At 65.8% G+C, this 25,247-nt stretch carries 21 protein-coding genes; 9 read left to right on the plus strand and 12 right to left on the minus strand.

Annotated elements, in window-relative coordinates:
- Positions 1 to 122 precede the first annotated feature (122 nt).
- Positions 123 to 485: a hypothetical protein gene (locus FBZ93_RS37250; protein WP_146992459.1), complete on the plus strand. Its 363-nt coding sequence runs from the start codon at positions 123 to 125 to the stop codon at positions 483 to 485.
- A gap of 311 nt (positions 486 to 796) precedes the next feature.
- Positions 797 to 961: a hypothetical protein gene (locus FBZ93_RS40930; protein ID WP_167529403.1), complete on the plus strand. Its 165-nt coding sequence runs from the start codon at positions 797 to 799 to the stop codon at positions 959 to 961.
- 137 nt (positions 962 to 1,098) lie between these two features.
- On the opposite strand, the gene FBZ93_RS37255 is transcribed toward FBZ93_RS40930, so the two are convergent.
- Together FBZ93_RS37255 and putA are read right to left on the minus strand one after the other, a co-directional pair.
- A complete protein-coding gene (locus FBZ93_RS37255; RefSeq protein ID WP_146992461.1) occupies positions 1,099 to 2,304 on the minus strand; it encodes a CaiB/BaiF CoA transferase family protein in 1,206 nt (401 codons plus the stop codon).
- A 212-nt stretch (positions 2,305 to 2,516) separates the two neighbouring features.
- The gene (gene putA, locus FBZ93_RS37260) at positions 2,517 to 5,519 is read right to left on the minus strand and encodes a bifunctional proline dehydrogenase/L-glutamate gamma-semialdehyde dehydrogenase PutA (protein WP_146992463.1); all 3,003 of its coding nucleotides are present in this window, start codon (positions 5,517 to 5,519) and stop codon (positions 2,517 to 2,519) included.
- A 129-nt stretch (positions 5,520 to 5,648) separates the two neighbouring features.
- On the opposite strand from putA, the gene FBZ93_RS37265 reads away from it, so the two are divergent.
- The 3 genes from FBZ93_RS37265 to FBZ93_RS37275 all read left to right on the plus strand — a co-directional run bounded on the left by FBZ93_RS37265 (position 5,649) and on the right by FBZ93_RS37275 (position 9,106).
- Entirely contained in the window at positions 5,649 to 6,113 is a 465-nt protein-coding gene (locus FBZ93_RS37265; protein WP_018273295.1) for an Lrp/AsnC ligand binding domain-containing protein, read from the plus strand.
- Positions 6,114 to 6,193: 80 nt separating this feature from the next.
- Complete coding sequence (locus FBZ93_RS37270; protein WP_146992465.1) at positions 6,194 to 6,844, plus strand: hypothetical protein; 651 nt, start codon at positions 6,194 to 6,196, stop codon at positions 6,842 to 6,844.
- Positions 6,845 to 7,030: 186 nt separating this feature from the next.
- The gene (locus tag FBZ93_RS37275) at positions 7,031 to 9,106 is read left to right on the plus strand and encodes a tetratricopeptide repeat protein (protein ID WP_146992467.1); all 2,076 of its coding nucleotides are present in this window, start codon (positions 7,031 to 7,033) and stop codon (positions 9,104 to 9,106) included.
- A 198-nt stretch (positions 9,107 to 9,304) separates the two neighbouring features.
- Here FBZ93_RS37275 and FBZ93_RS37280 read toward each other — a convergent pair whose 3' ends face one another.
- The 5 genes from FBZ93_RS37280 to FBZ93_RS37300 form a co-directional block, all read right to left on the minus strand.
- A complete protein-coding gene (locus FBZ93_RS37280) occupies positions 9,305 to 9,505 on the minus strand; it encodes a cold-shock protein (protein ID WP_021079749.1) in 201 nt (66 codons plus the stop codon).
- Between the two features lie 280 nt (positions 9,506 to 9,785).
- The gene (locus tag FBZ93_RS37285) at positions 9,786 to 10,097 is read right to left on the minus strand and encodes a c-type cytochrome (protein WP_146992468.1); all 312 of its coding nucleotides are present in this window, start codon (positions 10,095 to 10,097) and stop codon (positions 9,786 to 9,788) included.
- 11 nt (positions 10,098 to 10,108) lie between these two features.
- Complete coding sequence (locus FBZ93_RS37290) at positions 10,109 to 11,308, minus strand: molybdopterin-dependent oxidoreductase (protein ID WP_146992470.1); 1,200 nt, start codon at positions 11,306 to 11,308, stop codon at positions 10,109 to 10,111.
- 210 nt (positions 11,309 to 11,518) lie between these two features.
- Entirely contained in the window at positions 11,519 to 11,746 is a 228-nt protein-coding gene (locus FBZ93_RS37295; protein ID WP_021079752.1) for a hypothetical protein, read from the minus strand.
- A 159-nt stretch (positions 11,747 to 11,905) separates the two neighbouring features.
- The gene (locus tag FBZ93_RS37300; RefSeq protein ID WP_433995475.1) at positions 11,906 to 13,651 is read right to left on the minus strand and encodes an adenylate/guanylate cyclase domain-containing protein; all 1,746 of its coding nucleotides are present in this window, start codon (positions 13,649 to 13,651) and stop codon (positions 11,906 to 11,908) included.
- Positions 13,652 to 13,859: 208 nt separating this feature from the next.
- Between FBZ93_RS37300 and FBZ93_RS37305 the strand changes: the two genes are divergently transcribed.
- A complete protein-coding gene (locus FBZ93_RS37305) occupies positions 13,860 to 15,410 on the plus strand; it encodes a glycosyltransferase family 39 protein (protein WP_246667808.1) in 1,551 nt (516 codons plus the stop codon).
- Between the two features lie 249 nt (positions 15,411 to 15,659).
- Here FBZ93_RS37305 and FBZ93_RS37310 read toward each other — a convergent pair whose 3' ends face one another.
- Together FBZ93_RS37310 and FBZ93_RS37315 are read right to left on the minus strand one after the other, a co-directional pair.
- On the minus strand, positions 15,660 to 16,691 hold the full coding sequence (locus FBZ93_RS37310; protein WP_146992472.1) for a YcjF family protein: 1,032 nt from the start codon (positions 16,689 to 16,691) through the stop codon (positions 15,660 to 15,662).
- On the minus strand, positions 16,688 to 18,151 hold the full coding sequence (locus FBZ93_RS37315; protein WP_146992473.1) for a YcjX family protein: 1,464 nt from the start codon (positions 18,149 to 18,151) through the stop codon (positions 16,688 to 16,690). The genes FBZ93_RS37310 and FBZ93_RS37315 overlap by 4 nt, the downstream gene beginning before the upstream one ends.
- A 185-nt stretch (positions 18,152 to 18,336) precedes the next feature.
- On the opposite strand from FBZ93_RS37315, the gene trhA reads away from it, so the two are divergent.
- Both trhA and FBZ93_RS37325 read left to right on the plus strand, forming a co-directional pair.
- Positions 18,337 to 19,032, plus strand: coding sequence for a PAQR family membrane homeostasis protein TrhA (gene trhA / locus FBZ93_RS37320; RefSeq protein WP_050423782.1), 696 nt, complete (start codon positions 18,337 to 18,339; stop codon positions 19,030 to 19,032).
- Between the two features lie 225 nt (positions 19,033 to 19,257).
- Positions 19,258 to 20,052, plus strand: a complete 795-nt coding sequence (locus tag FBZ93_RS37325) for an SDR family oxidoreductase (RefSeq protein WP_146992475.1) — start codon at positions 19,258 to 19,260, stop codon at positions 20,050 to 20,052.
- 266 nt (positions 20,053 to 20,318) lie between these two features.
- On the opposite strand, the gene FBZ93_RS37330 is transcribed toward FBZ93_RS37325, so the two are convergent.
- Both FBZ93_RS37330 and FBZ93_RS37335 read right to left on the minus strand, forming a co-directional pair.
- Entirely contained in the window at positions 20,319 to 20,852 is a 534-nt protein-coding gene (locus FBZ93_RS37330) for an isochorismatase family protein (RefSeq protein ID WP_146992477.1), read from the minus strand.
- Positions 20,853 to 20,856: 4 nt separating this feature from the next.
- Positions 20,857 to 21,471: a TetR/AcrR family transcriptional regulator gene (locus FBZ93_RS37335; RefSeq protein ID WP_246667799.1), complete on the minus strand. Its 615-nt coding sequence runs from the start codon at positions 21,469 to 21,471 to the stop codon at positions 20,857 to 20,859.
- A gap of 91 nt (positions 21,472 to 21,562) precedes the next feature.
- On the opposite strand from FBZ93_RS37335, the gene FBZ93_RS37340 reads away from it, so the two are divergent.
- Positions 21,563 to 23,110: a 4-hydroxyphenylacetate 3-hydroxylase family protein gene (locus tag FBZ93_RS37340; protein ID WP_146992481.1), complete on the plus strand. Its 1,548-nt coding sequence runs from the start codon at positions 21,563 to 21,565 to the stop codon at positions 23,108 to 23,110.
- Between the two features lie 234 nt (positions 23,111 to 23,344).
- On the opposite strand, the gene mdlC is transcribed toward FBZ93_RS37340, so the two are convergent.
- A complete protein-coding gene (gene mdlC, locus FBZ93_RS37345; protein ID WP_146992483.1) occupies positions 23,345 to 24,973 on the minus strand; it encodes a benzoylformate decarboxylase in 1,629 nt (542 codons plus the stop codon).
- Positions 24,974 to 25,247: the final 274 nt, after the last annotated feature.

Raw genomic sequence — 25,247 nt, forward strand, 5'->3', positions numbered from 1 at the left:
CGCCACTCGAAGACGTCTTGCGCTTGTCGACGCCGCAATTCGGCCGGACGGTCGAGTTGCGCAGTTTGTTTGAAACATGCTATAGTTGCATATGGCTTTCATGGTTGCATGAGGTGGACATCATGTCTGATGACAATCAAGCCTTCTCGTTGCCGGATCAGGTTGTTCCTCTCAACGAAAGCGATGGCGCAGTTTTCGAGGCGCTTCGGAACGTCTTGATCAAGCACGATGCAACAGATCGATTCGGGATAACGCTTCTTCACAGTCATTTTCCTCTCGACAATGACGAGACGCTGCTTGAGTCGACTGACGACGTTAATCGTGTGATCCAAATCGCGCCGCATCGAGGTGCTTTGCCAAAGGATGCGGTAGAAACGGCGTGGCGTTTTACCAAAGCCAGTGCCGCTCCGATCGCAATGCAAGCGTGCGAATGGTACTGGGACTATTCGACCAATCCGCCTACCCAACGCCACCGGGTTCGGTGACGCGACGAATTGCGGTTAAGCGGTAGCTCGGTTCGGCGACGCGATCTCCGGGACATCCGTTCGGGAGCGAACGGGCCCCCATGTCGCCGCGCTCACGCCGGTTACCGGCTGCCAGGTGACAAGCCGACGCTGACCGGAGTTTTCAGGCCTGGACATGTGCCGAAGGCTCGGTCGCCGGGAAAACATCCCGCATGGACATGTGCTTCGTAAAGGGCCGCTGATTTCAGCCGGAACCGGAGCGGCTGCGCGTCATTATTTGATGCTACACCCGAGTTGCCTGGACCTGACAGCTCTGACCGGAGACCGGCCCGATGAGTGCTTCCGAGGACAACAAGCAGCGCAACCGCGAGATCGCGGCCAACGAGGCCGAGCGTCAGGCGGTCAGCGCCGTCCGCGTCAGCAGCTGGGCGATCGGGCTCACGGTTATCATCGGCATCATCGTGGTGGCCATCGTCTGGGCCTGGATGAAGCGATAGCCAAAGCGTTTTCGAGCGAAGTGGATACTACGTAGCCCGGATGGAGCGTAGCGCAATCCGGGATCGCAACCCGTTGCGAGATCTGTCCCGGATTTCGCTTCGCTCCATCCGGGCTACTCGCAGCGGTGGTCGGTTCGCTACGCCACCGCGCCCGACGCGCGCAGCTTCTGGATCATGGCCTCGTCGTAGCCGGCTTGGCGCAGGATCTCGTCGGAATGCTCGCCAACCTCGGGCGGCTTGCGCGGCTGCACCTTCTTGGCGCCGTCGATGAAGATCGGGCTGTTGACGGTCAGCATGGTGTCGTTCTCGAAGCGCACCAGCACCTCGTTCTCGATCATCTGCTTGTCGTTCGGGATGTCGTCGAGGATGCCGACGACGCCGAACACCAGGCCGTTGCCATCGAGGATCTTGCGCCATTCGGCGAGATCCTTGCTGGCGAACACCTCGTCGAAGATCTTGATCAGCTCGACCGAGCGCCCATGGCGGTCCGCCTTGGTGGCAAAGCGCGCATCGGCAACCAGATCCTCGCGGCCCATGCAGCGCGCCAGCGTCGGCCACTGCCGGTCTTCATTGAGCAGCGACAGGATCAGCCAGCGGCCGTCCTTGCACTTGTAGTGGTTGGTGACGGCGTTCAGCGCCTCTTCGCGCGGCTTGCGCTTCTTGAACTTGGCGCCGGCGAGCTTGGCCTGCGCCAGCACGCCGTTGGCCCAGACGCCGTTGGCCATCAGATTGGTCGAGACGTGCGAGCCCTTGCCGGTCTTCTCGCGCTGGAACAGCGCGGTGACGATCGCGCCGTAGAACGCCATCGCGCAGGGATGGTCGCCCATGCCGGCGACCGAGCGCGCCGGCGTGGTGTCCTCGTCGGCGCGCACCAGATCCATCAGGCCGGAGCGGGCCCAATAGGCGTTGGAATCGAAGCCGGGCTTATTGGCTTCTTCGCCCTTCTCGCCATAGCCGGTGAAGGACGCGTAGATCAGCCGGTCGTTGAGATGGGCGAGGTGATCGTGGGTGATGCCGAGCTTCTGGCGCACCTGCGGCGGCATGTTGGTGATGAACACGTCGGCTTCGGCGACGAGCTTGTACAGCACCTCGCGCGCTTCAGGCTTGGTGAGATCGAGCGCGAGGCTCTTCTTGTTGCGGGCCTCCAGCATCCACGCGAAATTGTGCTCGCTTGCGGGATAACCCGGCAAATTGGGCAGATTGCGGTAGGGGTCACCGGCGCCGGGCGGCTCGATCTTGATGACGTCGGCGCCGAAGTCGGACAGCACGGTGGCGGCCGCGGGCGCCGCAATGAAGCTCGCGCAGTCCAGGACCTTGAGCCCGTCAAAAATGCCTTTTTCCATCGTGCCGTCGCTCCCGTGGCGCTTGTTGGTGTTTTTCCGGTAGCTGGAATTATCGTGTGCGATGATCCCGTTGAGCGGCCATTTGACCCATCTCGGGGTGATGATGCAACGGGTTGTTGACCGTCATTGCGAGCGGAGCGAAGCAATCCATACCTCATCTCGGGGATAGATGGATTGCTTCGTCGCTTCGCTCCTCGCAATGACGCGTCCGACTACTCCATCCCCGCCATCAGCGCGGCGTTGCCGCCGGCAGCGGCGGTGTTGATCGTGATCGTCTGCTCGGTCGCGAAGCGCGCAAGGTAATGCGGGCCGCCGGCCTTGGGGCCGGTGCCGGAGAGGCCGCTGCCGCCGAACGGCTGCACGCCGACGACCGCGCCGATCATGTTGCGGTTGACATAGATGTTGCCGACCTGGAGGCGCTCGATCACGTGTTCGATCGTGTCGTCGATGCGGGAATGGACGCCGAGCGTCAGTCCGAAGCCGGTCGCCTCGATCGCGGCCAGCACGTCGCCGAGCCGCTCGGCGCGATAGCGCACGACATGCAGGATCGGGCCGAACACTTCTTCGGCTAACTGGCTTGCCGACGACAGCTCGAAGATATGCGGCGCGACGAAATTCCCGGCCGGCGTCTCGCCGGCGAGATGCACCCGCGCCTCCTTTTTCATTCGCGCGATGTGCGCGTCGAGCCGCTGCTTGGCCTCCGCATCGATGACAGGTCCGATATGCGTCGACGGCTGCGATGGATCGCCGATCTTCAATTCGCGCGCGGCGCCCGCGATCATCTCGATCATGCGGTCGGCGACGTCGTCCTGCACGAACAGCAGCCTGAGCGCCGAGCAGCGCTGGCCGGCGGAGCGGAACGCCGAGGTGACGACGTCGTCGGCGACCTGCTCGGGCAGCGCGGTGGCGTCGACGATCATGGCGTTGATGCCGCCGGTCTCGGCGATCAGCGGCACGATCGAACCGTCCTTGGCCGCGAGCGTCCGGTTGATCGTGCGCGCGACCTCGGTCGAGCCGGTGAAGACGACGCCGGCAATCGCGGGATGGCCGACCAGCGCGGCGCCGATAGCGCCGTCGCCCTGGACCAGATGCAGCGCCGACGCCGGCACGCCGACCTTGTGCAGAAGAGCGACAGCTTCGGCCGCGATGCGCGGCGTCTGCTCGGCCGGCTTTGCGATCACCGCATTGCCGGCCATCAGCGCCGCCGTGACCTGGCCGAGGAAGATCGCGAGCGGGAAATTCCATGGCGAGATCGCGACGAACGCGCCGCGGCCGTGGAGCTCCAGCACGTTGCTCTCGCCGGTCGGGCCCGGCATCGTCTCGCCTTCGAACAGCTTCCGGCCTTGTGCCGCATAGTAGCGGCAGAAGTCGATCGCCTCGCGCACCTCGGAGAGTGCGTCGTCGAGCGTCTTGCCGCCCTCGCTCTGCAGCAGAGCGAGGAAGTGGGGGCGACGCTGCGCGAGCAGATCGGCAGCCTTGTCCAGCATGGCCGCGCGTTGTGCGGCCGGCGTCGCGTTCCAGGCCTTGAAGCCACCGCGCGCAGCGGCGACGGCGGCATTCGCCTGCTCGATTGTCGACGTCGCGACCGCACCAGACGCCGGTTTGGTTTCTGCTGCTATCGCCGATGTCAGCGCATCGAGCGCCTTTCGCTCGCCGAACTCGATGCCGTGCGAATTCTCGCGCTGCGGCCGATAAAGATCGGTCGGCAGCGGAATTCCGGAATGCGCCGCATTGTTGTCGGCGCCGATGATGTCGGCAGGGCGGCGCAACAGGTCCACGATCGAGACGCGATTGTCCGCCGCCAGCGCCACGAACGACGAGTTGGCGCCGTTCTCGAGCAGCCGCCGCACCAGATAGGCGAGCAGGTCGCGGTGGCTGCCGACCGGTGCATAGGTGCGGTGGGCGATCTCAGGGCGATCCTGACCGAGCTGGGCGTAGAGTGCCTCGCCCATGCCGTGCAGCCGCTGGAATTCGAAGCTATTGGGATCGTCTGACAGTTCGAGGATGGTCGCCACCGTCAGCGCGTTGTGGGTGGCGAATTGCGGAAACAGCCGCGGCCGCAGCGCCAAGAGCTTGCGCGCGCAGGCGATGTAGTTCAGGTCGGTCATCGCCTTGCGGGTGAACACCGGATAGCCGTCGAGCCCGCGCTCCTGTGCGCGCTTGATCTCGGTGTCCCAATAGGCGCCCTTGACGAGGCGCACCATCATCTTTCGGTCGAGCGCGCGCGTCAGTGCATCGACATAGTCGATCACGTCGGTGGCGCGCTTCTGATAGGCCTGGATCGCAAGCCCAAAGCCGCTCCAGCCGGCGAGCGACGGGTCGGCGAAGGCGGCTGCGATGACGTCGAGCGAGAGCTCGAGCCGGTCGGCCTCCTCGGCATCGACGGTGAAGTTGAGGTCGTAGGCCTTGGCGCGGCGCGCCAGGTCGATCAGCTGCGGCGCCAGCTCGCTCATCACCCGCGCATGGCTGACCGCCTCGAAGCGCGGATGCAGCGCGGAGAGCTTGACCGAGATGCCGGGCCGGTCGGGCAGGGGCTGATCGCCGGCCGCCTTGCCGATCGCCTCGATCGCGCGCGCGTAGGATTCGAAATAGCGGCGGGCATCGTCGGCGGTGCGCGCACCCTCACCGAGCATGTCGAACGAATAGCGCGAGCCGCGCGCGGTGTGCGATTGCGCGCGCGACAGCGCCGCCTCGATGGTCTCGCCGAGCACGAAATGGCTGCCCATCAGCCGCATCGCCTGCCGCGTCGCGGCGCGCACCGCCGGCGCGCCGAGCCGCTTGGTCAGCCGGCCTATCGTTCCCTGTGGTGTTTCACCGGGCTGGATCACGCGCGCCGACATGCCGAGCGCCCAGGCCGAGGCGTTGACCAGGAACGCGCTGGATTTGGTCTCGTGATTGACGAAGTCGCCCTGGCCGAGCTTGTCCTCGATGAACTGGTCGGCGGTGCGCGCGTCGGGCACCCGGAGCAGCGCCTCGGCCAGCACCATCAGCGCCAGCCCCTCCTTGGTCGACAGCGCGAACTCCCGCAGCATGTCCTCGACCCCGCCGAGCGGATCGTCATTGGCCCTGATTGCCTCGATCAGGCGCGTCGCGGTGCGGTCGACCCTGGCCTCCTGGTCCGCACCCAGCCTGGCGTCCCGGCGCAGGCGGCCGGCGATCGCCGTGTCATCGGGGGCGTAGGGCGCGCTGAACGGGGGCGGGAGCGGGTCTGGCATGGCGGTTCCTCGGGCAGTTCCTTGGACGGGTTGCACGGGAACACCTACGCGCCCGTGGACCGTAGTTCGATAGACAAATTAGCAGATTTGCCTTAGAAAATCTGGAGAATCTCAGTTTTGGCCGTAGGTATGACAGAGATCGACAAGACCGACCGCAAAATCCTCTCGATCCTGCAAGGGGATGGGCGGATTGCCAATGTGGAGCTGGCCGAGCGGATCGGCCTGTCGCCGACCTCGGTCGGCGAGCGGCTGAAGCGGCTGCAGCGCGACGGCTTCGTCGAGGGCTACGGCGCGCGGCTCAACCCGCACCGGCTCGGGCTCGGTCTTTTGGTGTTCGTCGAGGTGCTGCTCGACAAAACCACGCCGGACGTATTCGAGAAGTTCGCCAGGGCGGTCCAGACCGCGCCGGAAGTGCTGGAGTGTCACATGGTGGCCGGCGGCTTCGACTATCTGGTCAAGGCGCGAGTCGCCAACATGACCGCCTATCGCCGGTTTCTCGGCGAAACGCTGCTGGCGCTGCCGGGCGTGCGCGAGACGCGAACCTACGCGGTGATGGAGGAAGTCAAGCGCGATGCGCCGCTGCCGGTCGGCTGATCTGATCCACAGCCATGCGCCGGATGTCTTGGCATAGCCGCGCACCCGCGATAATTCTCCCCCAGTTTGGGGGCCGCGACATGGACGATACCAATCAGCCGATACGTGCGAAGCGAACCGGGGCTGCCGGCGCGTTATGCGCAGCGATGTTGTCCCTGTTCGCGATGACGCCGGCTCCCGCGGCCGAGCTCAGCGCCGGCGTCATGCAGCTTTATTCGTCGGTCTCGATCTATCCGCCAACGGCGTCGACGATGACGGTCTGCTACGGCTTCGTCTGCCGGCGCCGCGAGATGCTCGACTTCAGCGCGGCCGACAGAGCCGCCCTGACCCGGATCATGGCCACCGGCCGTGCCAATGCCGCCGCCGAACGCGCGGCCGTGCAAAAGGCCGTGATCTGGTTCGACCGCCGGATGGGCCCGATTCTCGGCACCAACAAGCGCGTCGCGAAAGCGGACTTCCGCGCCAACGACGACCAGCACAATTACGACTGCTGGGACACGACCCGCAACACGACCAGCCTGATGCTGGTGATGCAGACCTGGAACCTGTTCAAGTTCCACGACGTCGGGAATCCGCACTACCGCGGGTTTTCGCTGGGGCAGACGCCGCACAACACCGCCGTTCTGCTCGAACGCGCCACCAAGGTGGAGTGGGCCGTCGATCTCTGGCCACGCGGCTATCTGCAACCGCCCGACGTCATGACCGTTGCGCAGTGGGTGACGGAAGATTGAACGGCTGATCGCTTCTGCCGTGCGCGTTCCGTGGTGTTCCATCCGCATTGATTGTAGGGATGGCGGTCTGCGTCATTGACGCTGGAACCGAACTCCAGGATTCGGGTCAACATACCGCGCCGCATCACCATAAGAACCAACTGACGCGTTAAGACGGGCAGCATTCGGTCAACCCGAGGCTACGACATGCGTTCACGTTCGATTTGCATCGATGCCGCGATCAGCGGTGTTCGTTTCCCATTGTTGCCGATGCTTGCGCTGTTGTTGTGGCCTGCCTTCGCCGACCCGGCCCGCGCGGGTGACGTCGAGGATTGCGGCGGCCCACCGACGGAAAAGGCCGAGGCCGCGTGTTCGGGCATCATCAACGATGCTGCACGTTCCACTGAGGATCGGACCAAGGCGTTCACCGGCCGCTCGCGGTTCTACATCGCTCGCAACAAGATCGATCAGGCCTTGAGCGATGCCGATGCGGCGTTGCAGCTGAACCCGCAATTCGTGCCCGCGCTGATCGCGCACGGCTATCTTCGGCAGCGCAAAGGCAGTCTCGATCAGGCGCACGCCGATTTCGATCGCGCGATCGAGCTCGAGCCGAAGAATCCGTTCGGCTTCCTGGCTCGCGGCAATCTGCGCGCCGACCAGCACGCCTGGACCGAGGCGATCTCCGATTACGGCGAGGCGATCACGCTGCGGCAGGATCTTCCCGCCGCCCATGTCGGACGCGCGCGGGCCTATGTCGAATCCGGCCAGCCCGATGCGGCGCTGGCCGACGCCAATACCGCGATCGCCGTCAATGCCAGCACGCCGAACGCGTTTTACTGGCGCGGCCAGGCTTATCGTCGCAAGGGCGACATCGATCATGCGATCGAGGATTTCTCGCGCGCAATCGCGCAGGCGCCGCAGACTGAACGCAACGCCTATTTCGCCCGCGCCCAGCTCTACAGCGCCAAGGGCGACTACGTCAGAGCCATCGGCGACTTCGATCTACTGTTGAAGGTTCTTCCCGACAACAAGGAGATCCAGCAGCAGCGCCAGCAGGCACTCGCGATGCAGGCCGAGTTGGCCAAGTCAGGTGCGGCCGCGTCATCGCAAGCCGCACCTGCTCCTGGCGCAACACCCGGACGGCCAGCCACGCCGGCGCCGGCCGCGGGCAACGAGCAGATCGAGCAGGCCAGGCAGTTCGTTGCGCAGGGCAACCACGCGGGTGCCGTCGCCAATCTCACCCAGGTGCTGAGGGGCGATCCCCGCAACGAGGCCGCGCTGCGGCTGCGCGCGCTGGCCTATTCGCGGCTCGGACGGATGGCGGAGGCGCGCAACGATCTCACGGAATTGCTCAAGCTCAAGCCGAACGATCCGCAGCTGCTGGCCTTCCGCGCGCTCAATGCCGCCGGCATGCGGCAGTTCGATGACGCCATGACTGATGCCGGCCGCGCCATCACGCTCGATCCGAACAATGCGCTGGCCTATCTGGCGCGCGGCCTCGTCAAGGCCGGCACCGGCAAGGTGCAGGATGCGCTCGCCGACTACGACCATTCGATCTCGCTCAATGCCAAGGAGGCGCTGGCCTACACCGAACGCGGGCTCGTCTATGTCGGGCTCAACCAGCTCGACAAGGCGCTGCTGGATTTCGATCAGGCGCTGGCGCTGGTGCCGACCAATCTGGTCGCCAAATCGTGGCGCGGCCTGGCGCTGATGCTCAAGGGCCGTACCGATGAAGGGCTGGTCGATATCGACGGCGTGCTGGAGCGAAGCCCCAACAATCCGACGGCCCAGCTCGGCCGCGGGCTTGCAATGCTGACGTCTTCGCAATTCGATCGCGCCGTCGCCGCGCTCGATCAGATCGTCACGAAGACACCCAACGACGCCTTTCCGCATGTGCTGCGCGCGCGCGCCTATCTCGGGCTGAAGAAACCGGACGACGCGATGAAGGATCTCAACTTCGTGCTCGCGGCGCGGCCGGATTACCTGCCGGCGCTGACGTTGCGCGGCATCACCTGGTCGGCGCTGCGCAATTACGACAAGGCGGTCGAGGATCTCGATCGGGCGATTGCGCAGAAGGAGACGGTGGAGGGGCTGTTCGCCCGCGCCAAGGCGCATGAGGCGCTCAATCACACCGACAAGGCCACCGAGGACTTCCGCAAGGCGACGCAGCTCGCACCGTCGAGCGTGTTCGACGTGCTGGCGCAAGCGGAGTCGAAGCGCAAGATCGAGGAATTGTCGAAGCGGGTGCCGTGCGGCACCGGGCAGGGCGGCACCTGTCTGTGACGCGCCAACGCAGCAGCAGCACGTCTTCCCGGCGCAAAGGATAGGCGTCGGCACGCGATCGATGGCGGCCGGAAAAAGTACAATACCGTGGCGCGCGGGCATCGTGCCCGCTCCGCCGAACGTCACGCATGTGATGTTGGATCGGCCCTCACTCCCGGATGGTGTCCGAGAGTGCGCCGCTGGATCTCGCGCGGAGCGCTAGACCTTGAGGTTCTCGGCTGACGTCTTGCCGCGATTCGCGATCTCTTCGTATTCAACCGACTGGCCTTCGTTGAGGCTTTGAAGGCCGGCCTTCTGAACTGCTGAAATATGCACGAAAATGTCCTTGCCGCCCGTTGCGGGCTGGATGAATCCATAACCCTTGGTCGGGTTGAACCACTTCACTGTACCTTTGGGCATTCCAGTCGTCTCCGCGGAATCAATCGAAAACAGACCTGCCGGTCCCCGCACAAACCGGCTTGTCCGTGCCGCACAGGATAGCAGTTTGAAAAAAGCTGGGTAGATCAAACCACGGTGTGTTTTTGCCCGGAAACAACCCGCTTTGCAGGGTTTTGGTGCCGGATTGCCTGTTTCGTGGTCAATTGATGCAGTGCAAAAGACCGGCTTCCGCTGACCCGAATTGGATCAATGGCCCCGCGCGCTGCCTTCTGGCGGGCGCGCGGGGATTGACCGACCCGTCTCAATAGGTCGCGGAAAGATACTCGACGATCTTGCCGACGTCGGCCTGGTCGATCGGCGCACCGTAGACCTTGATCATCTTGGTCACCTCGGCCTGCCAGAAGTCTTTCTTGAACTTCTCACCCTGCGGCTGGGTCTTGATGTAGTCCGCCGAGTGGCAGCCGGAGCAATTGCTCTGCACCACGTCGAGGTTGGGACCCGGCTTGAAGGCCGCGGTCTCCTCGGGAAGCGTGTAGTTGACGGGCGCGGCGATCGCAGCGCCGATCGAGAGTGTCGCGATCGCAGCGAGAGAGGCAAGCAGCTTGCTGGTCATGATGCTTCTCCTCACGCCGCGGTGACGCGCACGGTTTCGACGACGTTGCGCAGATAGCCCGCCGGATTCCACAACGGGTCCATCGGCTGGGTGTCGCCGGCATTGTTGGTGGCGCGCACCTTCAGCTCCGAAGGGCCGGCGGGAAGTGCGACCTTCAGCTTCCATTCACGGAAGGCGTATTTGCCGAGATCCTTGCCGAGCTTCGCCGGTGTCCAGCTCTTGCCGCCATCGGTCGAGACCACGACCTCCTTGATGCCCTTGCCGCCGTCGAAGGCGATGCCGCGCAGCGTGGTGCGGCCGGCCTTCAGCTTGGCGCCGTCGGCAACGCTTGTCATGAACGAGCGCACCGTGAAGCGGTTGATCGGGATCGTGGCCTTCGGTGCGGTGCCGGGCTCGACCGCGTTGTTCGGTGTATCCGGAATCCGGTAGGCGGACTTCATCCAGAAGCCGTCGAACACGCTGTCGATCACGGTGATCTCGTTGAGGTGCTTCACCCAATAGGTGCCGTAATAGCCCGGCACCACGAGGCGGAGCGGGAAGCCGTTGAGGAACGGCAGGTCCTCGCCGTTCATGCCCCAGGCCAGCATCACCTCGCCGTCGCGCGCGTGATCGATGTCGAGCGCCTTGACGAAGTCGGGCGTCGTCTCCATGACGGGGCCGTCCATGCCGTTGAAGGTGACCTGCTTGGCGCCGGCCTGCACGCCGGCCATGTCGAGCACAGTCTTCAGCGGCACGCCGTGCCAGCGCGCGCAGCCCATCGCGCCGTTGGCAAGCTGGCCGCCGGCGACGCGCGGATTGAAGAAGCCGCGGCTGTTGCCGGAGCACTGGTTGACGGCGACGAGCTCGATGGCCTTCAGCTTCCGGAGGTCCTTCAGCGACAGCGCTAGCGGCTTGTCGACCTTGCCCTTGATCTCAAGCGTGAACTTGTCCGGATCGAGCTCGTAGGGGATGCCGGCGAGGTGATAGCGGACGAAGAACGCGTTGTTCGGCGTCAGTGGACCGTCGTTGAAGATCGCAAACGGGGTTTCGAGCTGCGGCGGCCGGCTGGTCAGGCCGATCATCGGGCGCTTCTGCGGGTAGCGTACCAGCGGCCGTTCGCCGTTGTCGAAGGGCAGTGTCACGGTGTCGAGGGCGAACGCGCCCCTTGATCCCAGCCCCGTCACCAAAGCCGCCAACCCGGCGCGCTTCATCAAGTCTCGTCGATCGAGCATTCCGCTTCCTCCGAAGCTGTTCTGTCCCGAGCCGGTCATCACCAGGCTCAGATTGCGTTGCGCGCCTTCGCATCATGGAATGCGCGCGGCGACAAATGTCGCACCTGACAACCCCAAGTCAATTGAGCTTTCGCCGCGGTGCGTCGCAACAACGAAAAGCCCCGGCCGCATCAGGCGACCGGGGCATTTCGATTCCACAGTAAGGGTCGATCAGTAGCAGACGTTCACGGTGCGATAGCGATAGCCGTAGGGCGTCATCACCAGGCGGGTGACGTAGCAGCCGGAGTCGACGAAGCCGACGGAGATGCCCGGGCCACCCCAGAAGTGATGGTGGTACGGATGCCAGAAGAACGGCTTGGCGGACGCCGAGGTCGGCGCCAGCGCGGCGGCGCCGAGGGTTGCTGCAGTAGCGAGAGCAAGCGTGACTTTGCGAAGCATGGTCGTCTCCTTCAGATGCGCGTTGAGCTCTGTCGCGGCGCGGTTGCAGTGTTACCCATCGCCAGTCAGTCGCATCCGGCACGGGACGCGTTCGAGCATCGCCGTTGAACGCATCCGCGGATGTGCGGCAGGTCACACTCGGTGAAGGGGGTGAACCGGTCAGGCGGCGACGGCACGCCGGTCGTCGACCAGCGCGGACAGCACCCGCGTTGCCTCGACGGTGCGCACGGTCATCGGCTCGTTGCGGCCGCGGATCGCGACCTCCTGCGCCGGCAGGGCATCGACGGCAAGGCCCGCTGTGACGCGCACCTCGTCGGAAATGACGGCCTCGCAGGCCAGCGCCTTGGTCATGTCCTGCAGCCGCGCCGCGACGTTGACGGCGTCGCCGAGCGCCGTGAACACCATGTGGTCGCGATAGCCGATATCGCCGACGATCACCTCGCCGCCATGGATGCCGATGCCGAAGCGGATCGGCTCGCGCAGATCGTGGCTCAGAAACTGGTTCAGCTCGTCGATATTGGCGGCGATCATTGCCGCGGCGCGTAGCGCCTGGCGGCAGGCCTCGTGCCGGTCGGTCGAGAGCCCGAACAGCGCCAGCATGCCGTCGCCGATGAACTGGTTCGGCCGCCCGCCGGCCTCCAGGACCGCTTGCGACACCGCGCCGAGGAAGCGGTTGACGATGAACACGGTGTCGAACGGCAGCCGCTTCTCGGCGAGTTGCGTCGAGCCGCGCATGTCGACGAACATGCTGACCAGATAGCGCTCCTGGCCGACCCGCGTCGGATTGCCGGCATGCGCGTTCGCCGACGTCGTGCTCGGCAGGAACAGCTGGAAGAAGGTCAGGTCGCCGGTCGGCCGCAATTGGCAGGCCAACCGGATCGACGGATCGTCGGTGCCGACCCGGTGCAGCACGAAGGCCTCGCGCGGCGAAGGCTCGGGCAGCGTGGCGTGATCGCCGATGATGCGGATGCGGCAGGTCGAGCAGCGCGCGCGGCCGCCGCAGACGCTGGCATGCGGCACGTTGTAACGCAGGCTCGCTTCCAGCACGCTCAGCCCCTTCGGCACCCGCAGCGTGCGGCCGTTGCCATAGGACAGCGCGATCATGCCGCCGCGGCGTTCGAGCAGGGTCCGCGCCCCGCGCGCGAGCAGCACCAGGCCGAGCAGGCCGAGATAGCCGATCGTCAGGTCATCGGTGATCTTCTCCAGCATGGCCCCTTGCGCCGCCGTGCCGAGCTTCTGCACCGACAACTCCTCGCGCCGCCAGTCGGGATCCTGGTAGTCGGCGATCGTGGCGCGGCCGGCCTGATAGATGCCGAGCATCGCCAGCGTCGGGATCAGCACGGCTGTCGCGAGCAGGAAGGGCGCCGCGCGCTTGAAGAACGCGCGCATCCGCAGCCAGAAATACAGGCCGATGCAGCCATGCACCCAGGCGATCACCAGCACCGCCAGCATCGTCCACAGCCGGTTCGGCGACGCGATGAAGAACGTGTAGAGCTCCTGCGGATAGAGCTTCTCGTGCCCGTACAGGGTCTGGCCGAGCCGGACGCCGACGACGTGCGCAACGATCAGCATCGGGACGCTGAGGCCGAGCGTGAGCTGCAACGGCTCGATCGCCTTCCAGTGGAACTCGCGTCGCTCAAACAGCGTCCAGATACCGAGCGCGGCATGCACCAGGCAGGCGGAGTAGAACACGATGGCGACCGGCAGGAACTGCCAGAACCTGGTGTGGTAGTGCACCCCGATCGCCAGCGCCTCGGTCGAGATATTGCCCAGCGCATGGTTCAGGAAATGGCTGATCAGGTAGGCGAACATGATCGCCCCCGTGACCAGGCGGACCTGCCGCTGGCCGATGCCGCGGGCCATGTCCTGCAGGTGCTCGCGCGAGGGGGAGGCCATGTGATTCATGATCGGCAAGTCTAATGTTTAATTCCCGCGCTGAACACCACCACGGGTCCGGCCGCGCCGGGATGGCGGGCCGGGCGGAACGTTGACACTCCGTTAAGAGTCGAACAAAAAGCGCGCCGTGACGATAGCCCCTTCCAATAACATCGGTGTTAAACCGGCCCGTTCGCGCACGCCGGACTGGCGCGGCGTCATCGCCGTAATCGTTGCCATGACCGCGATGCGGCTGGTCTATGCCCATGCGCTCGACCTGCGCACCGACGAGGCCTATTACTGGACCTGGTCGAAGGAAAACGTGCTGTCCTTCCTCGACCATCCGCCGATGGTCGCCTGGTTTATCCGCTTCGGCACTGCAATCCTTGGCGACAGCAATCTCGGTGTCCGGCTCGGCGGCATCGTGGCGATGCTGGCCACCCAGCTTCTGCTCGCCGACATCGTCCGCCGCGTGACATCGAACAATGTCCGCGCCGTGATGCTGGCGCTGCTGCTGCCGGAGGCGGCGCTCTATTACGGGCTGTTGATGGCCAAGGTCGCGCCGGATACGGCGCTGATCCCGTTTTCGGTGGCGATGCTGTGGTCGCTGGTGCGGCTCGCGCAAGGCAATGACGGACGCTGGTGGCTTGCCGCGGGGCTGTTTGCCGGGCTGTCGCTGCTGTCGAAGTTCACCGCGGTCACGTTCGTGCCGGCGGTGCTCGCCTTCGCGCTGGTGCCGGACTGGCGCTGGCGCTGGCTGCGCAGCCCGTATCCGTACCTTGCCGCGCTGATCGCGATCGTCGTGTTCTCGCCGGTACTGATCTGGAATGCCGAGCATGCCTGGGCCTCGTTCCGCTTCCAGGCGGTGCGCGCCACCGTCGAACGCGATCTGACGCTGCGCACCCTCGGCGAATTCGTCGGCATGCAGTTCGGCCTGGTCGGCTTCGTGCTGCTGCCGGTAACGCTGTTCGCAACAGGGCTGACGGCATGGCGCGGCTATCGCAAGCGCGAGCCGGTCGCGATCCTGCTGGCGACCGCGGTGCTGGTGCCGTTCGTCTATTTCCTCTGGAAGTCGCTGACCTTGCGGGTCGGTGACACCTGGCCGATGTTCCTGTGGCCAGCAGGCTTTGCCGCGGTTGCCATCAACGTGACGCGGATGCCGTTCGAGGGCTGGTCGGTCGGGCTGGTCAAATCGACGGTGTATTGGGCACGGACGGCGATTTCCACCGGCATCGTGTTCGTGGTCTGCGTCTTCCTCTATTACATGTTCGCGCCGTGGAATCTGATCGGCCGTACCGATCCGATCGGCACCGAGGCGGGCTACGATGCGGTGGCTGCGCGCACGCTGGCGCAGGTCGAGGCGACCGGCGCGACCTGGGTCGCGACCACGGACTACCGCACCTACGCGATGCTGCGTTGGATGCTGCGCGGGCGGGTGCCCGTGATCGAGATCAATGAGCGCGGCCGCTTCCAGGGTTTTGCCGATCCCGGCATCGGCAAGATCCGCGATCATATCGGCGTCTATGTCGGGCGCGAGCCGGAGAACAATCTGCCGCTGTGGAGCGAGACATCAGCGGTGCGGCAGCCGCTGGAGCGCGTGACGCGGAGCTGGCGCGGCATGGTGATGGACACCTATGCGCTGGAGAAGATCTCAGGCTGGACCCCCGATCTCTCGCCGCCGCCGGACACCACCTTCTTCCGCTGGCGCGTGCTGGCGATGCTCTCAGAGCCTTGCGAGATCACCTTCTCCCCTTGTGGGAGAAGGTGGCAGCCGAAGGCTGCCGGATGAGGGGTCTCGCTCCGCGGGTGAAGCTTGCGGAGAGATACTCGCGTAACACACTCGATGTCGTCCCTGCGAAAGCAGGGACCCATAACCACCGATGCCGGCTGTCTTGCGTTGCTGTAACGGCGAGCGCCGTTCACAATATCCGCTGCGGCGTATGGGTCCCTGCTTTCGCAGGGACGACAGCTGTGTTTGTCGCGACCACGACGTAGATGGTGGGCACGGCGCAAACGTGTCTTTGCCGACCCTGCGCCGTTATTCGTCCTCCTCGCGCTTGCGGATCAGGTCTTTCGCCAGATCGGTCAGCGCCGGGCGCGGCAGGGCGTTGAAGGGGAGCGGGCGGGTGACGTCGATCGCGGCGAGGCCGAGGCGGGCGGTCAACAGGCCGTTGAGCATGCCTTCGCCGAGGCGTTGTGACAGTTTCGCCGCGATGCCGTGGCCGAGCATCTGCTGGATCAGGCTGTCGCTCGCCGCCATGCCGCCGGTGATCGCGAGATGCGCGATGACGTGGCGGAGCAGGCGGATCATGCCGAGCGCGCCGGGCCGGCCGCCATAGAGCCGCGCCAGCTGCCGGATCATCCGCAATGACGCCACGAACACGAACAGCACGTCGAACAGCGCGCGCGGGCTGACCGCGGTGACGACCGAGACGCGCTGCGCGGCCGACGATACCAGCCGCCGCGCCTCCTCGTCGAGCGGCGTCATCAGCTCGCGCTCGGCGAGGCGGATCATGTCGGCACCGTCGATGATGTCATCGGTGTGGCTCTGCAGAGCGCTGCGGGCGCGGGCGAGCTGCGGGGTCCGGTGCGCGAGCTTGAGCAGATCGGCGACCACAGTGCGGCTCGCGGCCCGGTCATCGCTGATCAGCACCTCGGCGGCGCGCAGATGCAGTTTCTCGATGGTGGCAAGCCGCGCGAGGCCGACGAGCTCGCGCGTGGTGACGACCGCGAGCGCCACCGCGGCGACGAGCGCGAGCGCGAGCCCGAGGAAGCCGAGGCCTTCGTTGCGCGCGAACAGGTCCTCGACCAGGTTGAGCACGCCAAGCCCGGTGCCGAGCACCACGAGGCCCGCGACCGCGCTCCAGAACAGGGTGCCCCAGCGGAAGCCGCGGCGCGCCGGCAGCAGCGGCGTATCGACCGGCACCGGCAGCTGTGCGGGCTCCGCTTCAGGCACGATCTGGATCGTACCGCGCATGAGGCGGCCGCTGTCGTCCGGATCCATCACGACCACGCCGGGATCGTCGAGCTTGAACGTCGCCGGCCGCCGCGGAGGCGTCTTCTCGTTCATTGCAGTTTGTCTCCGATCAGGAACTGGAGGACGCGGTCAAGGCGGATGTGAGGCAAGGTCGGCTCCGCATCGCTGCTGCGTTCCAGCTTCGGCGGGCGGAAACGCAGGAAACGATAATCGGCGGCCTCGGCGCCCGAGCTCGAGAGGCCGCGGAATCCGCCGTTGAACAGCTCCTCGGGATTGTCGGGCAGGTCGCCCGGAAAGGTGGCGACTTCGGTCTCGCCGTCCAGGATCTCGCCGTTAGCGACTTCGCCCGGTGCCGGCGTGCCGAGGATCGACGGCAGCTTGTCCCGGCCGCGCTGAACCTGCGCCTCGCGCGTGGCGCGCACCGCGGCGAGCGCCACCACGTCGATCCCGGCGCCGGCATATTCGGCGCGCTCGGCGGCCCTGGCCACGATCCGCCGCAGCACGGCCTCGAGGCGGTCGTGGCTCTGGTGATGCAGGTGGTCGGCCTTGGTTGCCGCGAACAGGATGCGGTCGATCCGCGGCCGGAACAGCGCGCTCAGGATCGTGCTGCGGCCGATCCGGAAGCAGTCGAGGATGCCGGCGAGCGCGGCCTCGAGATCGTGCAGCGCCTCGGGACCGGCATTGAACGCGGCGAGCGCATCGGCCAGCACGATCTGGCGATCGAGCCGCGCGAAATGATCGCGGAAGAACGGCCGCACCACGACGTCCTTGTAGGCCTCGTAGCGCCGCCGCATCATCGCCCATAGCGAGTGATCCGGCGCACTGCCGTCCACGGACACGTCGAGCGGAGCGAAGGTCAGCGCCGGTGTGTCGGCGAGATTGCCCGGCATCAGGAAGCGGCCCGGCGGCAGCAGGCTCATCGCGAAACGCTCGTCGCGGCAGGCGCGCAGATAGTCGGTGAACAGGCGTGCTTCGGTGAGCGCAGCCTGCTCGTCCTCGCGGGCCTCGGGCTTCAGCGTTGCGAGATGGGCGTGCCAGGGCGCGGCGAGTTTTGCGCGCAGCGGCTCGCGCGACAATGCAAGGCTCTCCGCCGACCATTGCTCGTAGCTCTTGCTCAGCAGCGGCAGGTCGAGCAGCCACTCGCCGGGATAGTCGACGATGTCGAGGGTCAGCGTGCGGTCCGCGCCATTTTGCCGCTGATACTCGATCACCAGGCGAAGCTCGGAGATGTCGGTGGTCGAGCTCGGCCAGGTCAGCTCCTCGACCAATGTCCGGACATGGTTCTCATAGGCGAAGCGCGGCACCGCATCGTCGGGCTGCGGGGCGAGATAGGCGCGCGCGATCCGTCCCGAGGCATAGGCCTCGAACACCGGGAAGCGGCCGCCGCGCGTCAGCCCATGCACCAGCGCGGTGATGAACACGGTCTTGCCGGCCCGCGACAGGCCGGTGACGCCGAGCCGCACGGTCGGGTTGAAGAAACCCTCGCCATAGTCGAGCAGTGCCCGCGCCGAGAGACGGGCTTCCTCGACGATATCAGAGAAACTGGGGGGCATGGAGGGTTAACGACAAACCCGGCAGGAGGGACCAAAAAGGCGGGCGATCATCCGCAAGGTGGCGATTATCGGGCCAAAATCAAGCTTCACATTTCCGGCGCCTTTGCAGGCGAGGGATGGTGAGGGAATTGAACGCATCACATCACCCGCGCTACCCATATTCATCGGCCCACAGGAAAGCCTGCATGACGGTCTTTCGCCTGAAGCAACTTGCCTCGACCTCGATCCACGCGGCCGGCGCCGCGCTGTGGAACTACGACCGCGCCGAGCTGATCGCCGACGGCGTCGTTCATCTCGTCGGCGTCGCTTTCGGGCTGGTTGCCGCCACCGCGCTGATCGTGCTGACCGCGGTCTATGCCGGCCCGTTCGACGTTGCCGTGGTGTCGGTCTATGTCGCAGGCCTGCTCGGGATGCTGACGCTGTCGGCAACCTATAATCTCTGGCCGGTGTCGCGCGCCAAATGGGTGCTGCGGCGCTTCGATCACTCCGCGATCTACCTGTTGATCGCCGCGACCTACACGCCGTTCATCGTGGAACTGAAGGACAGCTATTTTGCGATCGCGCTGCTTGTCGGCGTGTGGTGCGTGGCGATCGTCGGCATCTGGCTGAAGCTGCGTTATCCCGGCCGCTTCGACCGGCTCTCGGTCGGGCTTTATCTCGCGATGGGCTGGAGCGGCATCATGCTCTACGACCGCGTCGTCAAGGCGCTGCCCACGATGGCGCTCGGCTTCGTGCTCGCGGGCGGCATCCTCTACAGCCTCGGGGTGATCTTCCACTCCTGGCGGCGGCTGCGCTTCCAGAACGCGATCTGGCACTGCTTCGTGCTGCTCGGCGCCGCCTGCCACTATACGGCCGTGTTCGACGTCGTGCTGGCGAGCTGAAGTTCTCGCCATCAGCCGTAGATGGGCTATCATGTTCTCGATAGGCCCATTCAACCCTCTCACCGTCGCCCTGAGGAGCCGCGTAGCGGCGTCTCGAAGGGTCGACGGCCACCAGCCTGGCCGTGCATCCTTCGAGACGCGCTACGCGCTCCTCAGGATGACGGGAGGCGCAGGGTTGGGTGAGCAAATTGACAACGTGCAAGCAAAGATATCGGGAGGATGGCCATGCAGGTGGCAGGGAAAGTGGTGGTGGTCACCGGCGGTGGCAATGGCATCGGCAAGGCGCTGTGCGAGGCGTTCCACGCCGCGGGCGCGTCCAAGGTCGTGGTGGTCGACCTCGATCATGCGGCGGCCGAGAAGGTCGCAGCCACAGTCGGCGGCGCCGCCTTCAAATGCGACGTCGGACAGGAGAAGAACATCCTGCATGTGATCGAGGAGACCGAGCGCATGTTCGGCCCGATCGCGCTGTTCTGCTCCAATGCCGGCATCGGCGGCGGCTTCGATCCGCTGTCGAAGAATGCCGGCGGCACCTCGGACGAGCCATGGTCGCGGAGCTGGGCGATCCATGTGATGGCGCATGTCTACGCGGCGCGGCATCTGGTGCCGCGCATGAAGACGCGCGGCGAGGGCTACTTCCTCAACACGATCTCGGCCGCGGGCCTGCTGTCGCAGGTCGGCAGCCCGGCCTATTCCACCACCAAGCACGCCGCGGTCGGCTTCGCGGAAAACCTCGCGATCTCGCACCGCGCCGACAACATCAAGGTCTCGATCCTCTGCCCGCAGGGCGTCGACACCAACATGCTGCGCTCGATCCCGAAGGGTCCGCAATCCGGCGACGGCGATCTCACCGCGGAGCAGGTCGCGCAGGATGCGCTCAAGGGCATCGAGCAGGAGACCTTCCTGATCCTGCCGCACCCGCAGGTGCTCGGCTACATGCGCAAGAAGACCGAAAACTACGACCGCTGGATCGGCGGCATGGCCAAGATCCAGGCCAAGATGCGGGAAGCGCACGGGAAGTGACTCGTGGCTGAGACTGATCGCGCATGTCTCGGTGATGTGAGGTGAGCACCCTCGTCAGGCTCCCTCTCCCCTTGCGGGAGAGGGTGGGGAGAGGGGTGGCCCCGGGCGAGATGATCGATCGAAGCGTCGCTATCGCAATCTCGCTCGCGTGCCGCTGCGACAATCGAGAGAGCACCCGTGTGGTACCCCTCTCCCCAACCCTCCCCCACAAGGGGGGAGGGAGCCCAACCGCTGGTGACCTCCTCACTTGTGCGTGCGGAGGTTCATCACTTGATCAGCGCAATCGCCTCGCGAAACCGGGGATGCGCCGCGGTTTCCAGCCATTCGAACACCACCATCTCGGTGGTCACAATCTCGGCGCCGTGCCGCTCCATGCGGCGGATCGCGGTTTCCTTGTCTTCGGCGCGGCGCGAGCCCAGCGCATCGCGCACGACATAGACCTTGCGGCCCGCGTCGATGAGGCCGAGCACGGTCTGCTGCACGCAGACATGCGCCTCGCAGCCGGCGACGACGAGGTGCCTGTCGGGTGGGACCGCGCCGAGGAATTCGCGCTCGCGGACGGCGTCGAAGGTCATCTTGTGGATCAGTCGCACCTCGGTGGTCGCAAGCTCGGCGACGGTCGCGCCGAGGCCCTTGGCATTCTGCTCGGTGAAGACCGTGGGAATATCGACGAGCCCGGCCATGTCGATCAATCGCCGCGCATTCCTCACCGCTGTCGTGCCCTGATCGATCGCCGGCATCAGGCGGGACTGGAAGTCGACGATCAGCAGCAGCGACCTTCTCGGATCGATCGTCAGCATGGCCTCACTCCTTGCCGAGTTGCGCGATCTTCTCGCGCAGATAGGCGTCCATCAAATCGGGCGCCGAGGCGCCGAACATTCGGATGCGGCCGGTGTGCAGCAACAGCAGCAAGCCGGTCGCATGCGCGAAGCAATCCACCATCACGGTGTTCGCCTTCTGCCTGGACGCGCCGAGCGCCTCGGACGCTTCCGCAATCGGATGCAGCGCGGCCTCCAGCGCGGCGTTCAGTTCGTGGTCGCGATCATGGCCGAGACCGGCCGGCTTCATGCCGCCGCGAAACAGATAGAAGCCGAGATCGAGGTCGCGCGGGTTCTCCGCGTAGTAGCGGAAGAAGGCCATGCCCGCCGCATGCAGCCGCTGTTTGGCGCCGCGCGTCGTCGCGACCGCGGCGCTGACGGCCTCGCCGAGCGAGGCCAGCGATTGCCGCAGCACCTCGGCATAGATCGCTTCCTTGGACTCGAAATGGAAATACAGCGCCGCCGGCGTGTAGCCGGCCCGCGTCGCGATCGCCCGCAGGCTCGCGCCCTCGAGGCCTTCTTCGGCGAACACGCTGCGCGCCGCATCGAGGATCAGCTCGCGCTTGTGGCGGCTGATCGCTTCCTTCCTGCTCTCGCGCATCTGCATATCGGGCCGAATCCGTTCTTGACTCAATTCTAACAGTGTTCAATAATTTAACAGTGTTCAAATAAATGAGCAAGGGAGAAGCGCCATGCTGATGACGGCCGCGGACTACCGGGAATCCCTGCGCCGCTACAAGCCGCGAGTGTTCGTCAACGGCGCGGCCGTGGCGAGCGTCGCGGACGAGCCGCTGCTGGCGCCCGGTGTCGCGGGTGTCGGCGTGACCTACGATTTCGCGCATCGCGCCGAGCACATGCCGATCATGACGGCGCGGCAGGCGACCTCGGGCAAGACCGTCAACCGCATGCTCCACATCAATGAGAGCGCGCAGGACCTGCTCTACAAGCTCGAGGCCGTGCGGCTGGTGTGCCGGACCTCGGGCTGCGCCCAGCGCTATCTCACCCATGATGCGCTGAACGGGCTCTACCAGGCGACGAAGCTGACCGACGATCGGCACGGCACCGACTACAGCCAGCGCTTCCTCAACTACCTGCACGAGGTGCAGGACCAGGACCTGACGCTCGGGGTCGCGATGACCGACGCCAAGGGCGACCGCTCCAGGCGCCCGGGCCTGCAGGCCAATCCGGACGTCTACGTTCATATCAAGGAGCGTCGCCCAGACGGCATCGTGATCCGCGGCACCAAGGCGATCGTGACCGGCGCGCCCTACATGCACGAATTCCTGGTCATGCCGTGCCGTACCCACGTGCCCGACGACAAGGATTTTGCAGTGTGTTGCGCCGTGCCTGTCGATGCGCCCGGCGTCACCATCGTCGCACGCCCGGCCGGCCGGCCCGGTGAGGCCAGCGCAAAGTTCTCGGCGAAGTATGGCCAGTCGGTCGGCGTCGTGATGTTCGACGACGTGTTCGTGCCGCATGACCGTGTCTTCCTCGCCGGAGAGACCGAGGAGGGCGGCTTCCTCACCACGTCCTACGCCACGCATCACCGCCACTCCTGCATCGGTGCACGCGCCGGCTTCGGCGATCTCCTGATCGGCGCCGGCGCGTTGATGATCGAGGCCAACGGGCTCGATGCCGAGAAGCACGCCCATATCCGCGAGGCGATGGTCGAGCTGATCACCATCACCGAGAGCTTCTATGCCTGCGGGGTCGCCTCCTCAGTCTATTGCACCAGGGACCCGGCGGGCTCGGTGATGCCGGATGCGGTGTTCTCGAACATCGGCAAGCTGCTGCTGGCGACCAAGATCTACGACATGCACCGCGTCGCGCATTACGTCTCCGGCGGTCTGATCGTCGCGTTGCCGGGCCCCGACGAGGACCACAATCCCGAGACGCGCGCCTCGCTCGCTGCCGTGATGGGCGGACGGCCGGATATTCCGGCCGAGCAGCGCGCCGAGGTGGCGCGGCTGATCGAGGACCTCACGGTCTCGCATGAAGCCGGCTGGTATTCAGTGATCTCGCTGCACGGCGGCGGCTCGCCGGAGGCGATGAAGCGCGAGATCTGGCGCAATTATCCTGTCATGGAGAAGGCCGAGCTGGTCGAGAATCTGCTCGGCCGCGGCCTCGTCGACGAGGGCCAGCGGGTGTCGAAGCAGCCCGGCCGCTGCTGCGCCACCGGCTGCGAGGTGCCGACGCCGTCAGCGGTTGTGTTGGAGAGTGAGAACGCCCTCGTGAGGTGAGCACGCTAATCGGGCTCCCTCCCCCCTTGCGGGGGAGGGCTGGGGAGAGGGGTAAGCCCCGGGCGAGATGATTGCGGTGAGTCTCGCTTTCGCAATTCCGATCGGGTTTCGTTGAGACTCACATTGAGAGAGCACGCCGTGTGGCACCCCTCTCCCTAACCCTCCCCCGCAAGGGGGGAGGGAACCTGGCCGCCGGTGCCTTCCTTACGAGTGCGTGGGAGTCGCGCTTATCCCCTAGCTCTTCTGCGTGTAGAGCAGCGGCACCGCGGAATCCACCATCACCTCGATCAGGCTGGCACCCTGATGCGACAAAGCGCGCTGGTAGGCGCCAGGAAGCTCGGCCGATTTGGTCACCCGCACCGCGTCGCAACCCATGCCTTCGGCGAGCTTGACGAAATCGATGCCGGGCAAATCGAGGCCCGGCACGTTGCGCACCTGCATGACCTGGCTGAACGAGCGCATCGCGCCGTAGCCGGAATTGTTCATCACCACGACCGTCAGCGGCAGCTTGCGCTGCGCCGCGGTCCATAGCGCCTGGATCGAATACATCGCCGAGCCGTCGCCGATCAGACAGACCGTGCGACCTGTGCCGCGGCCGAGCGCCATGCCGACCGCCGCCGGCAGGCTGTAGCCGAGGCCGCCACTCGCCATGGTGTAGAAGCTGTCCTGGCCGCGCATCGGCATCGCCTTCTGCATCAGCGGACGATGCGACGGCACTTCCTCGACCAGCGCATCATGCGGCCCCATCGCGGCCGACAGCGCGTGCAGCGCGTATTCGGCGGGGATCGGATCGCCGGCCGCGGGCGCCGGCGGCAGGATGCGGCCGGCCGGCGCGATGCGCCTGGTCTCGGGCAGCAGCTCGAGCAGCGCCGTCAGTGCCGGCTTCATCGTCGCGACGATGCTGTGGCCGGTCGGCGTCATCGCGGCGGCGTCGGCATCGTCGGTGATCTGGAAGATCGTGGTCGCGCCGTCGAAGATCGCGGCATGGCCCTCGACATGGAAGGTGAAGACCGGCGCGCCGACCACGACGACGAGATCGTGATCGCGCAAGGCATCGGAGAGCTGGCCAGGCGCGGCGTGCAGGAAGCCGGCAAATTGCGGATGCCGTTCGGGGAACGAGCAGCGCGCCGAGAACGGGCTCGCCCACACCGCGGCCTTGGTCTTCTCGGCGACCTTGACCATGAGATCGACGGCCTCGGCGCGATCGACGGCGGGGCCGACGACGAGGGCAGGGCGCTTGGCCTCGCCTAGCGCGGCCACCAGTGCCTGCATCGCGGCCGCATCGGGGCCGATTTCGCGGCTGACCTGGCGGGCGTCGAGCGGCTGTGTCGCGTGCGCCCAGTCGTCGATCGGCACCGAGACGAAGGTCGGCCCGCAGGGCGGCTGCATCGCGACGTAATAGGCGCGCGCGATCGCGGCCGGCACGTCCTCGGCGCGCGCCGGCTCGACCGCGAATTTCACGTAAGGGCGCGGAAATTCGGAGGCGCGCTCGGCATAGAGGAACGCCTGCAGCGGCATGATCGAGCGCGCCTGCTGGCCCGCGGTGATCACCATCGGCGTCTGGTTGCGGTAGGCGTTGTAGATGTTGCCGAGCGCGTTGCCGACGCCGGCCGCCGAATGCAGATTGACGAAGCCGGCATTGCGCGTCGCCAGCGCATAGCCGTCGGCCATGCCGACGACCGAGGCCTCCTGCAGGCCGAGCACGTAATCGATGTCGTCGGGCCAGTCGCTCAGGAACGGCAGCTCGGTGGAGCCGGGATTGCCGAAAACCTTCCTGATGCCCCACGCGCGCAGCAGCCCGAAGGTGGCGTCCTTGACGCTGACGGTCTTGCCTTTGCTGGCGGCGGGTTTGCGCGACGACATCGGGCGGCTCCCATTTCTGTCTTGTTTGGTTCCGTCATTGCGCGCGGCAAAAGCGGAAAGGCAATCCACCTGTCGATGGATTGCCTGACGATGTCAAGCCGCGGCGGCCTGGTTGCCGCGGCAACGGCTGAAAATTGCCAAGGCGGTCCACGTCATCCCCGCGCAACGGCTACGCCGTTGTCGCTGGAGGTGCGAGCGGAGCGAGCCTCGAAGGATGCGTGGCCCGAGTGTGGCCGTCGATCCTTCGAGACGCGCGCTGATGCGCGCTCCTCAG

It is taken from the genome of Bradyrhizobium macuxiense (assembly GCF_007993935.1).
Taxonomy (GTDB): Bacteria; Pseudomonadota; Alphaproteobacteria; order Rhizobiales; family Xanthobacteraceae; genus Bradyrhizobium; species Bradyrhizobium macuxiense_A.

Coding starts and splice junctions, on each gene's coding strand:
- FBZ93_RS37325 (WP_146992475.1), top strand. CDS start 19,258: ATGCAGGTGGCAGGGAAAGTGGTGGTGGTCACCGGCGGTGGCAATGGC.
- FBZ93_RS37265 (WP_018273295.1), top strand. CDS start 5,649: ATGACAGAGATCGACAAGACCGACCGCAAAATCCTCTCGATCCTGCAA.
- FBZ93_RS37295 (WP_021079752.1), bottom strand. CDS start 11,746: ATGCTTCGCAAAGTCACGCTTGCTCTCGCTACTGCAGCAACCCTCGGC.
- FBZ93_RS37335 (WP_246667799.1), bottom strand. CDS start 21,471: ATGCGCGAGAGCAGGAAGGAAGCGATCAGCCGCCACAAGCGCGAGCTG.
- FBZ93_RS37315 (WP_146992473.1), bottom strand. CDS start 18,151: ATGCCCCCCAGTTTCTCTGATATCGTCGAGGAAGCCCGTCTCTCGGCG.
- FBZ93_RS37290 (WP_146992470.1), bottom strand. CDS start 11,308: ATGCTCGATCGACGAGACTTGATGAAGCGCGCCGGGTTGGCGGCTTTG.
- FBZ93_RS37270 (WP_146992465.1), top strand. CDS start 6,194: ATGGACGATACCAATCAGCCGATACGTGCGAAGCGAACCGGGGCTGCC.
- FBZ93_RS37250 (WP_146992459.1), top strand. CDS start 123: ATGTCTGATGACAATCAAGCCTTCTCGTTGCCGGATCAGGTTGTTCCT.
- FBZ93_RS37280 (WP_021079749.1), bottom strand. CDS start 9,505: ATGCCCAAAGGTACAGTGAAGTGGTTCAACCCGACCAAGGGTTATGGA.
- FBZ93_RS37275 (WP_146992467.1), top strand. CDS start 7,031: ATGCGTTCACGTTCGATTTGCATCGATGCCGCGATCAGCGGTGTTCGT.
- FBZ93_RS37340 (WP_146992481.1), top strand. CDS start 21,563: ATGCTGATGACGGCCGCGGACTACCGGGAATCCCTGCGCCGCTACAAG.
- FBZ93_RS37330 (WP_146992477.1), bottom strand. CDS start 20,852: ATGCTGACGATCGATCCGAGAAGGTCGCTGCTGCTGATCGTCGACTTC.
- FBZ93_RS37255 (WP_146992461.1), bottom strand. CDS start 2,304: ATGGAAAAAGGCATTTTTGACGGGCTCAAGGTCCTGGACTGCGCGAGC.
- FBZ93_RS40930 (WP_167529403.1), top strand. CDS start 797: ATGAGTGCTTCCGAGGACAACAAGCAGCGCAACCGCGAGATCGCGGCC.
- FBZ93_RS37310 (WP_146992472.1), bottom strand. CDS start 16,691: ATGAACGAGAAGACGCCTCCGCGGCGGCCGGCGACGTTCAAGCTCGAC.
- FBZ93_RS37285 (WP_146992468.1), bottom strand. CDS start 10,097: ATGACCAGCAAGCTGCTTGCCTCTCTCGCTGCGATCGCGACACTCTCG.
- FBZ93_RS37300 (WP_433995475.1), bottom strand. CDS start 13,651: ATGAATCACATGGCCTCCCCCTCGCGCGAGCACCTGCAGGACATGGCC.
- trhA (WP_050423782.1), top strand. CDS start 18,337: ATGACGGTCTTTCGCCTGAAGCAACTTGCCTCGACCTCGATCCACGCG.
- mdlC (WP_146992483.1), bottom strand. CDS start 24,973: ATGTCGTCGCGCAAACCCGCCGCCAGCAAAGGCAAGACCGTCAGCGTC.
- FBZ93_RS37305 (WP_246667808.1), top strand. CDS start 13,860: ATGACCGCGATGCGGCTGGTCTATGCCCATGCGCTCGACCTGCGCACC.
- putA (WP_146992463.1), bottom strand. CDS start 5,519: ATGCCAGACCCGCTCCCGCCCCCGTTCAGCGCGCCCTACGCCCCCGAT.